Origin of the sequence: Methylobacterium sp. WL19 (assembly GCF_008040005.1) — a bacterium.
GTDB classification, from domain to species: domain Bacteria; phylum Pseudomonadota; class Alphaproteobacteria; order Rhizobiales; family Beijerinckiaceae; genus Methylobacterium; species Methylobacterium bullatum.
In genome coordinates, this window is sequence record NZ_VRVC01000012.1 from 26599 (window position 1) to 40511 (window position 13913).

The window sequence follows — 13913 nt, forward strand, 5'->3', positions numbered from 1 at the left end:
GTTTCGCGTTTCCGTGCCGCATCGGCCGAATGACGGTGGTGGTTCGAAGGAAAGAGTAGGACTATCGCAACGTTGATCAGCGTAATGTACATCGCGAACGTCCATGACGCAGCGTCGATCGACGCCATCGGCAGGACGGATAACGTCGGCTTGCTTTCCTGGATGGTGCGACGTGCAAGATCGGGCACACGACCGAGGCGACGAGGAGCGGAATGATGCCATCGAGGCGGATTCCACGCATCCGAGCGATGGTGATCCGGAGCCACATCTCGACGCCGTGTGCCGCACCGCGTCGGCCCTGTTCCGCGTTCCCATCGTCCTCGTCCCCCTCGTCGATACCGAATTTCCCGCGCTGAAGGCGGGATCGGGTGCCGCGGGGGCGATGCCGGGTTGGTCCGATGCGTTCGCGGGGCAGGCCATCGGAGGCGAATCCGACGGGCCGGTGGTGATCCGCGATCTCCTCGCCGACCCTAGATTTGCCGACCATCCGCTGGTGACGGGTGGGCTCCGGGCCCGGTTCTACGCGGGCGTGCCCCTCACGCTCCGGTCCGGGCACAGGACCGGCACGATGTGCCTGATCGACACCGTCCCGCGTCCGGATTTCACCGACGAACACCTGGTCCAGCTCGAGGATCTCGCCCTCATCGTCACCGGGCACCTTCGCCTTCACCTAGCCAATGCGGAGCGCGAGGCGGAGCTGCGCGAGCGCCTGCGCGTCACGACCATCCTCACCCGCCGCGAAGCCCATCTCGAAGCGGCCCTGGCATCGCAGCGCATGGCCGAGGAGATCGCGGGTTTCGGACATTGGCGCATCGACGTGGCCGAAGCCTGCGTCGAATGGTCGGCGGGGATGGCGCGGATCCATGGCCGCGCGCCCGCCGATCTCGCGCGCATCCCCCTCGACGACCATCTGGCCTTCTACCATCCCCAGGACCGGGAGCGCGTCCGCTGGCATCTCGACGACACCGTGGCCGGGTCGGGGGCATTCGCGCGCGACACTTACGAGCATCGGTCGCGGATCGTCCGACCCGGTGGGGAATGCCGGGTCGTCGCCGAGCGTGGAATCGTCGAGCGTGACCCGGACGGGAGCATCCGGGCCATCTCCGGGATCTGCCTCGACGTCACCGAACTGGCCCGATCGGACCAGCACCTGCGCGAGACGACGGATCTCCTGCGCGTCACCCTGGAGAGCATCGACGAAGGCCTCGTCATGGTCGATGCGGACGACCGGGTCAGGGTCCATAACGAGCGCCTGAACCTGCTTCTCGACCTGCCCCGGGACATGCTCCACGACGGAGCCCCCTTCGACGACCTCCGCCGCCACATCGCCGAACGGGACGGTTCGCTGCCGGCGACCCTGGACAGGCGGGTCCGTGACGGGAACCGCGATCACGGCGAAGCCGGCGCCAGCGGCGAGCACCTGCAACGGGATGGGACCCTCCTCGAACTCTGCGGGGTGCCGCTGGCCGACGGCAGCACCGTCTATACCTTCGCCGACATCACCGCCCGGCACAGGGCCGAACGCTCGCTTCGCGAGAGCGAGGCGTCCTACCGCCTGCTCGCCGACTTCCTGCCCCAGATGGTCTGGATCACGAACGACCGCGGCGACACCACTTACTGCAACCGCCATTTCGGGCGCTACTTCGAGCGGCCGCTCTTCTCCCTCAAGGAGCGGGTCGAGGCCTGTCACCCGGACGATCGCAGCCGCATCCGCGGCGATGTCGGCGACCGCCACAAGGCATGGCAGGACTACGATTTCGAGGTTCGCATCCGCCGCGCCGATGGCGTCTACCGCTGGCACAAGGTCAGCAAGCGCCCGATCCGCCTCCTTGACGGCCAGCCCGGATGGCTCGCGACGGCCTTGGATATCGACGACATCATCACCGCCAGGATCGCGCTGGAACGCACCGGCGACCTGCTGCGCCTCGCCCAGGACGCGGCGGAGGCGGGGGTCTGGGAATGGGACGTGGCCTCGGGCTGGATCTGGCAGTCCCAGGAAAGCGCACGGATGCAGGGATTGCCCCTCGATGGGGCGGATCCGGCCGCCGGCCTCGTGATGACCATGACGGAGTGGGAGCAAAACCTTCCGTCCGAGGACCTGGTTCGGGTCCGGGCGGAGGCGAGCCGGGCCATCGCGACACGCACCAACCACAAGGTGGAATTTCGCGTCCTGCACCCGTCGACCGGCGAATGCCGCTGGTTCCAGGGATTCGGCCAGGCCGTCCTCGACCCGGAGACGGGCGAGGTCTGCCGCTTCGTCGGCATGAATCTCCACATCACGGCCAGCAAGGAGGTGGAGGAGGCGTTCAGAGCGAGCGACGCGCGCCTGCGCCTGAGCGAGGAACGGCTGGCCCTGGCCCTCGACAGCGGCAGGGACGGCCTATGGGACGCCGACCTCCAAACCGGCGAGGTCTGGTTCTCCGACCGGGCTCAGAGCATGCTCGGCTACGCGCCCGGCGAGTTCGGCCGGTCCTTCGCCTATGTCGGCTCCCTGATCCATCCGGACGACATCGACGGTTGCCGGCTGGCGGCCGTCGCGCATTTCCACGGCCAGCAGCCGGCCTTCGAGATCGAGCTCCGGGTCCGCACGAAGGCGGGGGGCTACATCTGGCTCCTCGCCCGCGGCAAGGTCGTGACCCGCGCCCCCGACGGCACGCCGATCCGCTTCGTCGGAACCCATATCGACATCACGGCCCGAAAGGAGGCAGACCAGCGGATCGCCCATCTCGCCTGCCACGACGCCCTCACCGGGCTGCCCAACCGGTCGATGTTCCACGAGCGCCTGGATCAGGCCCTCGGCTCGGTGCGGAACGGCGGTCGCCCGATGGCGGTGCTCTGTCTCGATCTCGACCGGTTCAAGGCGATCAACGACACGTTCGGACATCTGGCGGGCGACATCCTGTTGAAGCTCGTCGCCGAACGCCTGCGCGAGGTCCTGCGGCCGTGCGATGTCGTCTCCCGCCTCGGCGGCGACGAGTTCGGCATCATTCTGGTCAATCTCGGCGGGAAGGACGAGGCGGTGGAGGTCGCCCGCAGGGTGATCGACGCCATCGCGCTGCCGGTGAAGCTCAACGGCCACCTGGCCAATATCGGGATCAGCATCGGCATCGCCCATGCCCCCTCGGACGGACTCGAGGCCGATCCCCTCCTGAGGCATGCCGACCTCGCGCTCTACCGGGCGAAGGCCGCCGGTCGGAACACCGCCCGCGTCTACGAAGCCAGCATGGACGCGGCGATCGAGGAGCGCATCCAGCTCGAATTCGAGCTGCGCGAGGCCATCCTGGGCCGCGACCTGACCCTGCATTACCAGCCGGTGGTCGACCTCGCGACGGACAGCGTGAGCGGCGTCGAAGCGCTGATGCGCTGGCCCCATCCCACCCGTGGGATGATCCCACCCTCGACCGTCGTCGAGATCGCCGAGGAAACCGGCCTGATCGTCGAACTCGGGAACTGGGCCCTGCGCGAAGCCTGCCGCGAGGCCGCGTCCTGGACGCATTCCGCCCGGATCGCGGTCAACGTCTCGGCGATGCAGTTTCGCGAGCCGGGCCTCGAACAGTGCGTGATCATGGCCCTCTCGGCGTCGGGCCTCGCGGCGGACAGGCTCGAGCTCGAAATCACCGAGAGCGTCCTCATCCAGGACACCGAGGCGGTGATCGCCTGCCTGCACCGCCTGCGCTACCTCGGCGTCCGTATCGCCCTCGACGATTTCGGGACCGGCTACTCCTCCCTGAGCTACCTGCGGCAGTTCCCGTTCGACAAGATCAAGATCGATCGCTCCTTCATCCGTGAGATCGCCGACCCGGACACCGCCGCCATCGTGCGCGCCATCGTCGGGCTCGGCGAGAGACGCGGAACGACGATCACGGCGGAGGGCGTCGAGACACGGGCGCAGCTCGATCTCGTGCGGGCGGAGGGATGCAACGAGGTCCAGGGCTTCTTCTTCAGCAAGCCCGTTCCGGCACGGGACTTGTCCGGCGTCGTCGCCAGGCTGTCGCGCGCCGAGAGGGCGGCCTGACCGACGGGACGGCGCGGATTCAGCCGCCGAGGCTGTCGAGATAGCCGGGAGCGAGGCGCAGGCCGAGGGGCAGGGCCGAGACCGGGGGCGGGGTCCGGATGCATTCCTCGAGGAATCCCATCGTGTTCCCGATGATGGCCTCGGAGAAGGGCTTGGCGATCACCGCCACCGCGCCGGCGAAGTCGTCGTGGAAGCGGCTCGCATTCGCGGTCAGGAAGACCAGCATCATCGCGGGCTCGTCCGCCAGATCCTTCGCCACGTCTAGGCCGGAGGAGCCGCCCTTCAGCTGCAGGTCGATGAGGACGATGTCGGGCCGGGTCCGCCGGGCCACTGCGACGGCATCCCTCGCGGACACGGCCGTGCCGACCACCTCGTGCCCCGCCTCTTCGAGCAGGATCTCGAGCTGCATCACGATCAAGGCTTCGTCTTCGACGACGACGATCCGGAGAGGTTCGGTCACATCGACTCCCTGTGGCCCGTCCCGCCGCGGGGCAGGCGGATCTCGATCCGCGTCCCGGGATTGGCCGGGTGCCAGGCGATATCGGCATTCAGCTGGCGCACCAGACTCTCGATGAGGCGCTTGCCGAAGGTGCGGCCGCCGCCGACGTCCACCGGCATGCCGATCCCGTCATCGGCGATCGTGATGCGGATCTCCTCGCCCTCGGGCTTCACCGAGACCAAGAGCCGGCCGCCCGCGTCACGGGGGAAAGCGTGCTTGAGGGCGTTGGTCAGCAGCTCGTTCATCACGAGGGCGACCGGCGGCGCCTGTTCGACGGCGACCTCGACGGAGACGAGGTCGACATCGAGCTCGATCTCCTGCCGCCCGGAGCCGCGCACCAGATCGACGGCGAGTTCCTGAGCGAAGGCGGCGACATCGAAACGCTGGACGTCGTTGGACTGGTAGAGGCGCTTGTGCACGGTCCCAAGAGCCTCGACGCGGGCCAGCATGGACTTGAGCGAGGCCTTCGCATCCGGGTCGGTGATGGTCCGGGTCTGCAGGGTGAGCAGCGAGGCGATCATCTGGAGGTTGTTCTTCACCCGGTGGTCCACCTCGTGGACCAGCATGGTCTTGGCCGCCAGCGCCTCGGTGAGCTCCCGCGTGCGCTTTTCCACCTCGCGCTCGAAATGGATCTTCTCGTTGCGCGTCTGCATGAGCGCATCGATCCGGTCCGTCACGTCGAGCTGCGACGCGAAGAAATACACGGTCTCGCCCTCGTCGCTGCTCACGGGGCTGACATAGAGGGCGTTCCAGAACTGGCTGCCGTCCTTGCGATAATTGAGGATGTCGACGGCGACATCGCGCTTGGCCGCGATCGCGTCGCGGATCTGGCGCACCGCGTCGGGACTGGTCTCCTCGCCCTGGAGGAGGCGACAGTTCCGGCCCATGACCTCGGCGCGGCTGTAGCCGGTCATCCTGAGGAACGCGTCGTTGACGAAGACGATGGGATTGTCCGCCTGCCGCGGATCGGTGATCAGCATCGCCATGCGCGTCGCGCGGATGGCCGCCGCGAAAGGATCGCCCCTTCCGTGCTCGGCCCCCAATCGGTCGGTGAGGTGCCAGGCGTCGTCCGCTTCCATCATGCCTTCCCGTGTTGCCCGGCGCGGATCGCGGCCAGGGCGAAAGTCTTCGGCACCGACGAAGGCACCACACCGTCGCGAGGATCCGTATCGCTTCGCCATGACGGTGAGCCATGGCGTGCGAGTGATAGGCGGCGATGTCGTTGTGAGTTGATATCAACGACATAGGGAGGCTCATCCATTCGACAAGCTTTGGTGTGCCGCCGTGTTCCAGTCGTTCGAGATCGTTTTACGGAACGTGTGTCGGAGCACGCCCGCAGAACCGTTGCTGATCCATCACGTATCAGGCCGATCGGTGCGGCTTCGGCCGGCGATGATTGCCGGTCATTGCCCGGAACGGTAGAATGGCCAAGCTCGTTATCGCTCGGCTTGACGCTCCATCCCCCGGTGGCGATGCAGGTCGAACGCCAGGATCACGCCGCCATGTCGACATCTTGCCGGTTCGGATGGGTCAAGGGCGCGGCCGCGCTCGCCGTGGCCGCACAGCTGGCCGCCTGCGGCTCCATCCCCCGCGTGGCCTACACCGCGGACCAGGCCTCGGCGGCGGTTCCGGCCGGCATGGATCTCAGCGTGCGCGCCTATGCCGACGCGTCCGAGAGTACCTTCACGGAAATGGTCGCACGGCCGGAACGCTCGAAGCGCGCCTTCGCCTATCTCGCCCTGTCGGGCGGCGGCGGTGACGGAGCCTACGGCGCCGGCATCCTCAACGGCTGGTCGGAATCCGGCAAGCGGCCCGAATTCGCCCTCGTCTCCGGCGTCAGCACCGGCGCCCTGATCGCGCCCTTCGCCTTCCTCGGGTCGGCCTACGATTCGACCCTCACCGACATCTATACCAGCGGCGTCGCCTCGACCCTGGTGCAATCGCCGAGCGTGACCAACATCGTGTTCGGATCGGGCCTGTTCGGGGACGGACGTCTCCGCGACCTCGTGCGCCGCTACGTGACGTCCGATCTTCTCGCCGCCATCGCCGAGCAGCACGCCAAGGGCCGCCGCCTCCTCGTGGTGACGACGAACCTCGATTCCCAGCGCGCGGTCATCTGGAACATGGGCGCCATCGCCACCAATGGCGGGCCCAACGCCGTCGCGCTGTTCACGGATGTGCTCACGGCCTCCGCCAGCATCCCGGCGGTGTTCCCGCCCCAGCTCCTCGACGTGCAGGCGGAGGGCAGGGCGTTCCAGGAGATGCATGTGGACGGGTCGGTGGTGACGCCGGTCTTCACCCTCCCGCAATCGTTCCTGCTGCGGGACGGCCGCCTGCGCACGGCGGGCAAGGCCGATATCTACGTCATCATCAACGGGCGGCTGGAGCCGGAATTCGACGTGGCGCAGAACAACACCCTGTCCATCGTCGAGCGCTCGTTCACCACCGCGAGCCGGGCGCGCAGCCGCGCGACGTTGGCCGCCACCTACGCCTTCACCCGCGGCAACGGCATGGGCTTCAACCTGACCTATATCGACGAGTCCGCGCCCAACACCACGACGGCGAAAGGCTTCGACACCGCCTACATGCGCCAGCTCTACGAGAGCGGGCGTGAGACCGGCCGGGCCGGAACCTTCTGGCGCAAGAGCGTGCCCACGGCTCCCCTGGTGAAGGCGATCGCCGCCGGGGTCGCGCGGAACTGAGAGGCCGGCACCATCCCCCGGTGGGGTGGTGCCCTGCGCCGCCCGCCCTCGCGCTCGTTGCTGCACTGCGATAGGAGGAGGGTCATCCTCCCGTGTGGCCATCGGCCCGCATCTCCCCTGCGTTTGGCCGCTGACCCATGATCCAGATCGAAGACCTCACTTTCAGCGCCTGGGGCCGGCGCTTCTTCGACCGCGCGAGCGTGGCCGTCCCGCCCGGATCGAAGGTCGGGCTCGTCGGCCGCAACGGCGTCGGCAAGTCGACCTTGTTCAAGATCATCCTCGGCGAGTTCCAGCCCGATAGCGGCGAGATCCTCCTGCCGAAGAATGCCCGCGTCGCCTCCGTCGATCAGGAGCACCCGGCGACCCCCGTCACCCTCATCGACACGATTCTGGCGGCGGATATCGAGCGCGAGGCGCTGAACCTCGAACTCGAGACCGCCGAGCCCGAGCGCATGGGCGAGATCTACGGCCGGCTGATCGAGATCGACGCCGACCGGGCTCCCGCGCGGGCGGGCGAAATTCTCGCCGGCCTCGGCTTCTCGGTGGAGGACCTGACCCGGCCGATGTCGGAATTCTCCGGCGGCTGGCGCATGCGTGTGGCTTTGGCCGCCGCGCTCTTCGCCGAGCCGGACATGCTGCTCCTCGACGAGCCCACCAACTACCTCGATCTGGAGGGTGCCCTGTGGCTGGAGGCGCGGCTGAAGCGCTATCCGCATTCGGCGCTGATCATCAGCCACGACCGCGAGCTTCTGAACAACTCGGTGGACGCGATCCTTCACGTCGCCAACGGCAAGCTCGAACTCTATACCGGCGGCTACGACGATTTCGAGAAGCGCAGGGCCGAGAAGGCGCGGCTGCAGGCCTCCACCAAGATGAAGCAGGACGCCGAGCGCGCCCATCTGCAGAGCTTCGTCGACCGGTTCAAGGCGTCGGCCTCCAAGGCGGCGCAGGCCCAGTCACGCATGAAGCGTCTCGCCAAGATGGAGCCCATCTCCACCACCATCGAGGAGCATGTGGCCCCGTTCCACCTGCCTTCGCCCAAGCGCCCGCTGGCGCCGCCGCTGATGCATCTCACCGATGCCACCATCGGCTATGGCAATGACGAGCCGGTGCTGCGCGACCTTAACCTGACCCTCGACGTCGATGACCGGATCGGCCTTCTCGGCGTGAACGGCGCCGGCAAGTCGACCTTCGCCAAGATGGCGGCCGGCGCCCTGAAGGTGCGGGACGGGCGCATGGTGCGCGAGGGCCGGGTGCAGGTCGGCTGGTTCCACCAGCACCAGATCGAAGCCCTCGACCCGAAGGACACGCCCCTCGACATCATCCGCCGCGAGCGGCCGGACGACAGCGAATCCGGGCGTCGCGCCAAGCTCGCCAGCTTCGGCCTCGCCTTCGACAAGCAGGAGACCACGGTGGACGCGCTCTCGGGCGGCGAACGCGCCCGGCTCCTGCTCAACCTCGTGGCGATGCAGGCGCCCCACCTTCTCATCCTCGACGAGCCGACGAACCATCTCGATATCGACAGCCGCCGGGCCTTGCTCGACGCGCTGAACGATTACGGCGGCGCCGTCATCCTCATCACCCACGACCGATCGCTGATGGAACTCGTGGCCGACCGCCTCTGGCTCGCCGCCGACCGCACGGTGAAGCCCTTCGCCGGCGACATGGACGATTACGCCCGCTTCGTCCTCGACCGGTCGAAGACCGGTAAGACCGCGCCGGGGCAGGGCCGGGAGAAGAAGAACAAGCGCAAGGCGGCGTGAGGATAGATTCTGTCGCGTGCCCGCTTTTGTCTACATCCTGCGCTGTGCCGACGGTAGCTACTATGTCGGATCGGCGCGCGGCGAATCCCTCGACAAGCGACTTGGTGAGCATCACGCTGGCACGTTTCCCGGCTATACTAGCAGCCGCCGGCCCGTTGCTCTGGTCTATGCCGCTCAATTCGAATGGATCACCGATGCCATTGCGTTCGAGCGCAGGCTGAAAGGATGGAGCCGGGCGAAGAAGGAAGCCCTCATCGCCAGTGATTGGGATGCCTTGCAGAGATTGGCGAAACGTCCGCGCAATGAAGGGACTGCCGACCCGCCGACCTCATCCTGAGGTGCTTTCGCATCGCGAAAGCCTCGAAGGAGCCCTCCAGTCTGCCTTGCGATGACTGGAGGGCTCCTTCGAGGCCGCTCGCGCGGCACCTCAGGATGAGGTTCGTGGTAGGGCGTGAGGAGCGATTCTAGGGGAAACTCCTCCGGGATCGATCGTCCCTCACTCCCAGCTGCCGCCCCGCCACAATGAAGACGGGGGCGTTGCTTCCCACTCACTGCGTGCGGGAAGAGTGATTGTTCGTCGAGCTTACTTCCGCAGGATCTTCGTCACGAGGCGGCCGATCGGGTTGCTCGAATCGTAGTTGCGGTCGTCGCGGACGACGGGGCGGTTCTCGTTGCCGAGAAGCTTGGTGACGAGGCGTCCGATGAGGCTCATGGCTGTATCCCTTCAAACCGGTTATGCGCCGCATTACGGCGCAGCTTGACGGTCAACACGCCGGACGTCCTCCCGTTCCGGATGAACCCCCACATGACCCGCGCCCGTCCCGGCATCGCCCTTGCTCCTCTCGGGTGGAGAGAGGGGACACGATGACCGAGCGATTGCTCCATGCCGGCGCGAGCCTGGCGCTGCTCCTCGCCGTCGCGATCTTGTTCTCGACCAATCGCCGGGCGATCCGGCCCCGGACCGTCGTCTCGGCCCTCGCCCTGCAGATCGCGATTGGCGCCGTCGTGCTGTTCGTGCCCGTGGGGCGGCAGGCCCTCAATGCGGCGGCGACGCTGGTCCAGACGGTTCTGGCCTATGGCGACCGTGGGGTCCTGTTCCTGTTCGGCGGCCTCGTCGAGCCGCGCATGTTCGAGCTCTTCGGCGGCAGCGGCTTCATCCTGGCCCTGCGGGTGCTGCCGCAGATCCTCTACGTCTCGGCGCTGATCGCGATCCTGTATCATCTGAAGGTGATGCAGACGCTGGCCCGCCTCATCGGGGCCGGGCTTCAGCGGGTGCTCGGCACCTCGCCCATCGAGACCTTCTCGGCCGTCATCACCATCGTCATCGGCCAGAGCGAGATCGCGGTGGCCCTGCGGCCGTTCCTGATCCTGCTGACCGGGGCCGAATTGTTCGCCGTGATGTCGAGCGGGGCCGCGTCCACCGCCGGATCGATCCTGGCCGGCTACGCCGCGTTGGGCGTGCCGATGGAATATCTGCTGGCCGCCGGCGTCATGGCGATTCCCGGCGGGCTTCTCTACGCCAAGATCCTGATGCCCTCGACGGAGCCGACGCGGGTGACGACGATGCGGGTGGAATTCGCCGAGACGCGGGCGGTGAACCTCATCGAGGCGGCGGCCGACGGCACGCAGAAAGGCCTCGTCATCGCGGTGTCGGTGGGCGCCATGCTGATCGCCTTCACCGGGCTCATCGCCCTTCTCAACGGCATCGCCGGATGGGGCGGCGGACTCGTCGGTTATCCGTCTCTCAGCATCGAGGGCGTGCTCGGGCTCGCCTTCGCGCCGCTGGCCTGGCTCATGGGCGTGCCCTGGAGCGAGGCGGGTCTGGTCGGCGGCGCCATCGGGCAGAAGATCGCCTTCAACGAGTTCCTGGCCTATGCGCAACTCTCGCCGACACTGAAGGCCGGCACGCTCGATGCCCGGACGACGGCCATCCTGTGCTTCGCCCTGTGCGGCTTCGCCAATCTGGCTTCCATCGCGATCCAGCTCGCGAGTCTGGCGAGCCTCGTCCCCGAGAGGAGGTCCGAGATCGCACGCTATGGAATGCGCGCGATCCTGGCTGGTACCTTGTCGAACCTGACGAGTGCGACCATCGCCGGCCTGTTCATCGGCTGACGGCGGACCGTCACGCGGCGGCGCGCTTGGCCTTGGACGGCTTGGCCGCCGCCGGGGCGGCCTTGGCCGGAGCCGTCACCGGGAGTTCGATGTCGACCCCGAGGGTCGACATGTCCTGGCCCCGCTCCAGGCGGATCTGGACCTTGTCCCGCTCCACCGTGACGTGTTTGGCGATGACGGCGAGGATCTCCTCCCGCAGGAGCATCACCAGGTCGGAGCCGCCGGCCCCGGCCCGTTCATGGGCCAGGATCAGCTGGAGACGGTCGCGGGCCGTGGGGGCCGAGGCGCGTTTGCTGAAGAGGTTGCGCAGGCTCATGCCGCCCTCCGGGTGAACAGCTTGTTGAGGAGAGACTTCTTGTCGGACGGCACGGTCATCGGCACGGTATCGCCCTTCAGGCGGCGGACGGCGTCGATATAGGCCCGGGCCGGGGCGCTGAGCGGGTTGTTCATCGTCACCGGGCAGCCGACATTGGAGGCGCGCAGCACTTCCAGGCTCTCGGGGATGATGGCGAGCAGCGGGATCGAGAGGATCTCGAGCACGTCGTCGACCTTGAGCATGTCGCCGCGGTCGGCGCGGGCGGGGTCGTAGCGGGTGAGGATGAGGTGTTTCTCCATCACCTCGCCGCGCTCGGCCTTCAGCGTCTTGGAATCCAGAAGGCCGATGATCCGGTCGGAATCGCGCACCGAGGAGACTTCCGGGTTCGTGACGACGACGGCGAGGTCGGCGTGGCGCATGGCCAGGGTGGCTCCGCGCTCGATGCCGGCCGGGGAATCGCAGATCACCCAGTCGAACTTCTCGCGCAGCTCTTCCATCACCTTGGCGACGCCCTCGTCGGTGAGGGCGTCCTTGTCGCGGGTCTGCGAGGCGGGCAGCAGCGACAGGTTCTCGAGCCGCTTGTCGCGGATCAGCGCCTGGTTGAGCTTGGCATCGCCGTTGACCACGTTGATGAGGTCGTAGACCACGCGCCGCTCGGCGCCCATCACGAGGTCGAGGTTACGCAGGCCGACGTCGAAATCGACGACGGCGACGCTCTGTCCGGCCTGCGCGAGTGCCGCGCCGAGAGCCGCTGTGGTGGTCGTCTTGCCGACGCCGCCCTTGCCAGATGTAACGACCAGAACCTTGGCCATGCGTGTGTCTCCTTAATCCAAGGTTGCCATTTTGATGGAGCCGCTATCGAGCCAGATCTGCACGGGTTTCCCGCGCAGGGTCGTGCCCATGTCCTCGGCCGTGCGGACGAGGCGATCGATCCCGAGCAGTTCGGGCTCGAACTTGCGGCAGTAGATGCGGGCGCGGGGGTTGCGGGCGGCACCGGCGATGGCCCGGCCGCGAAGCGCCCCGTAGACGTGGATCGAGCCACCGGCGAGGATCTCGGCGCCGGAGGCCACCGAACCCATGACGGTGACGTCACCGGTGGGATGCGTGATCGACTGGCCGGACCGGACCGAGCCCTCGATCATGAGAGACGTGGTTTCCGGCTCGGCATCCTTCGGAATCTCGATGCCGAGGGTGGGCCGTCCGTTCACGAGGAGCGGGGGCAGGGCGAGACCGTCGAGCATCGTCGTTCCCGCCAGGGTCGCCGCCGCGCCCTCGATGCCGAGGATGCGGATGCGGCGGGCACCGAGATCGGCCAGGACCTTGCCGAGCACGTCCGGGTCCGACCCGAGCGCCGCGATGTCGAGGATGAGGGGGCGGCCGTCGAACAGGGTCGGCGACCGCTTCAGCGAGGCGTCCAGATCGGCGAACCAATCGGGAAGCGGAGCTTCCGGAGCCAGGACGAGTGCCTTGAAGGCACGGCCTCGTAGCGTCACGGATCGGCGGGATGGAGGGGCGTGTGTCACGGGCTCTCGCGATTCCTTACCGAACCATTGACGGTCCTTATGGTTACCGCTTGGTTAACGAGCCGGCTTTCTGTGATCCTGTGACCCTATAATCCTCCGATCCCGGGTTCCTATGTCGGCGCTACTCCAGCGCGGCGACCTTGATCGCATCCCCGTCCAGGCGGATCTGCGCCGGTTGGCCCCGGCGGTCCGGCCCCAGATCGTCGGCCGTCCGGTAGAGACCGTCGATGGCGAGCAGTTCCGGCTCGAACTTGCGGCAGGTGATGCGGGCATCGGGATTGCCGGAGGCGCCCGCGATGGCCCGCCCCCGCAGCGCTCCATAGATATGGATGGAGCCGCCGGCGATCACTTCCGCCCCGGAGGCCACCGATCCCATGATGGTGATGTCGCCTTCGAGATGCAGGATCGTCTGGCCCGACCGGACCGGCTGGTCGAGGATCAGCGAACGGGCGGCGCGCGGCGGCTCCGCGTGCGTCGGCGCGGGCGCATCCGGCGTGGCGACCTCGTCCACCGGCCGTCCGCCGGCCGGGGCGGGGGGCAGCCCCTCGCCGAGGCTGCCGGATTTGGCTCCCTCGATTCCCATCACGGTGACGTCGCGGGCCTTGAGCTCGGAGACCAGGGCGGTGAGGTCCGCGCGGTCGAGCCCGAGGCCGGACACGTCGAGGATCACCGGGCGCCCCACGAAGAAGGCGGGGGAGCGCCGGGACAGCGCGTCGAGGTCTTCGAGCCAGTCATGCACCGGTGCCGAGGGGGCCAGCACCAGGGCCATGAAGGAGCGGCCACGGAAACGGATCGGGGGACGGGAATTCGGCTGGGTCACGCGGTGGCGTTTCTGTTGTTCCGGAATCGACAAGGGACGTGTTGAGCCGACCATATCGGCAGATCGCCCGGAACGCTCCCCTCCCGGCATCGTCGCCCACGCCTGTTTCTCTCAGGACTCCGGCCAGCCGCCGTTTCCCCTTGCCATGCGTCCGGATCGAACA

General features: G+C 67.7%; 12 protein-coding genes. 5 read left to right on the top strand and 7 right to left on the bottom strand.

Translation table 11 applies throughout. The features are described from left to right. Positions 1–172 precede the first annotated feature (172 nt). The gene (locus FV220_RS04415) at positions 173–4015 is read left to right on the top strand and encodes an EAL domain-containing protein (RefSeq protein WP_187273326.1); all 3843 of its coding nucleotides are present in this window, start codon (positions 173–175) and stop codon (positions 4013–4015) included. Positions 4016–4034: 19 nt separating this feature from the next. Here FV220_RS04415 and FV220_RS04420 read toward each other — a convergent pair whose 3' ends face one another. Together FV220_RS04420 and FV220_RS04425 are read right to left on the bottom strand one after the other, a co-directional pair. Then, the gene (locus FV220_RS04420) at positions 4035–4475 is read right to left on the bottom strand and encodes a response regulator (protein ID WP_147829882.1); all 441 of its coding nucleotides are present in this window, start codon (positions 4473–4475) and stop codon (positions 4035–4037) included. Further along, positions 4472–5596, bottom strand: coding sequence for a histidine kinase dimerization/phosphoacceptor domain -containing protein (locus FV220_RS04425; protein WP_056161590.1), 1125 nt, complete (start codon positions 5594–5596; stop codon positions 4472–4474). Before FV220_RS04425 ends, FV220_RS04420 begins: the two co-directional genes overlap by 4 nt. Positions 5597–6016: 420 nt before the next feature. Between FV220_RS04425 and FV220_RS04430 the strand changes: the two genes are divergently transcribed. From FV220_RS04430 to FV220_RS04440, 3 genes are all read left to right on the top strand, one after another. After that, positions 6017–7216: a patatin-like phospholipase family protein gene (locus FV220_RS04430; RefSeq protein ID WP_187273327.1), complete on the top strand. Its 1200-nt coding sequence runs from the start codon at positions 6017–6019 to the stop codon at positions 7214–7216. Positions 7217–7353: 137 nt separating this feature from the next. Beyond that, positions 7354–8979, top strand: coding sequence for an ABC-F family ATP-binding cassette domain-containing protein (locus FV220_RS04435; protein WP_018045198.1), 1626 nt, complete (start codon positions 7354–7356; stop codon positions 8977–8979). Between the two features lie 16 nt (positions 8980–8995). After that, on the top strand, positions 8996–9316 hold the full coding sequence (locus tag FV220_RS04440; RefSeq protein WP_147829884.1) for a GIY-YIG nuclease family protein: 321 nt from the start codon (positions 8996–8998) through the stop codon (positions 9314–9316). 246 nt (positions 9317–9562) lie between these two features. Here FV220_RS04440 and FV220_RS04445 read toward each other — a convergent pair whose 3' ends face one another. Continuing rightward, complete coding sequence (locus FV220_RS04445) at positions 9563–9691, bottom strand: hypothetical protein (protein WP_056140220.1); 129 nt, start codon at positions 9689–9691, stop codon at positions 9563–9565. A gap of 152 nt (positions 9692–9843) precedes the next feature. On the opposite strand from FV220_RS04445, the gene FV220_RS04450 reads away from it, so the two are divergent. After that, entirely contained in the window at positions 9844–11091 is a 1248-nt protein-coding gene (locus FV220_RS04450) for a nucleoside transporter C-terminal domain-containing protein (protein ID WP_147829886.1), read from the top strand. A gap of 10 nt (positions 11092–11101) precedes the next feature. Here FV220_RS04450 and minE read toward each other — a convergent pair whose 3' ends face one another. The 4 genes from minE to minC (FV220_RS04470) form a co-directional block, all read right to left on the bottom strand. Further along, positions 11102–11407, bottom strand: a complete 306-nt coding sequence (gene minE / locus FV220_RS04455) for a cell division topological specificity factor MinE (RefSeq protein ID WP_018045195.1) — start codon at positions 11405–11407, stop codon at positions 11102–11104. After that, a complete protein-coding gene (gene minD / locus FV220_RS04460) occupies positions 11404–12219 on the bottom strand; it encodes a septum site-determining protein MinD (RefSeq protein WP_018045194.1) in 816 nt (271 codons plus the stop codon). The genes minE and minD overlap by 4 nt, the downstream gene beginning before the upstream one ends. Before the next feature lie 12 nt (positions 12220–12231). Continuing rightward, positions 12232–12930, bottom strand: coding sequence for a septum site-determining protein MinC (gene minC / locus FV220_RS04465; RefSeq protein ID WP_051074338.1), 699 nt, complete (start codon positions 12928–12930; stop codon positions 12232–12234). A 121-nt stretch (positions 12931–13051) separates the two neighbouring features. Beyond that, a complete protein-coding gene (minC, locus tag FV220_RS04470) occupies positions 13052–13750 on the bottom strand; it encodes a septum site-determining protein MinC (protein WP_281406071.1) in 699 nt (232 codons plus the stop codon). Positions 13751–13913: the final 163 nt, after the last annotated feature.

What these genes read in the sequence shown, in the direction of transcription:
- FV220_RS04430 (WP_187273327.1), top strand. Translation starts at nt 6,017, where the DNA reads ATGTCGACATCTTGCCGGTTCGGATGGGTCAAGGGCGCGGCCGCGCTC.
- FV220_RS04435 (WP_018045198.1), top strand. Translation starts at nt 7,354, where the DNA reads ATGATCCAGATCGAAGACCTCACTTTCAGCGCCTGGGGCCGGCGCTTC.
- minD (WP_018045194.1), bottom strand. Translation starts at nt 12,219, where the DNA reads ATGGCCAAGGTTCTGGTCGTTACATCTGGCAAGGGCGGCGTCGGCAAG.
- FV220_RS04450 (WP_147829886.1), top strand. Translation starts at nt 9,844, where the DNA reads ATGACCGAGCGATTGCTCCATGCCGGCGCGAGCCTGGCGCTGCTCCTC.
- minE (WP_018045195.1), bottom strand. Translation starts at nt 11,407, where the DNA reads ATGAGCCTGCGCAACCTCTTCAGCAAACGCGCCTCGGCCCCCACGGCC.
- FV220_RS04445 (WP_056140220.1), bottom strand. Translation starts at nt 9,691, where the DNA reads ATGAGCCTCATCGGACGCCTCGTCACCAAGCTTCTCGGCAACGAGAAC.
- FV220_RS04425 (WP_056161590.1), bottom strand. Translation starts at nt 5,596, where the DNA reads ATGATGGAAGCGGACGACGCCTGGCACCTCACCGACCGATTGGGGGCC.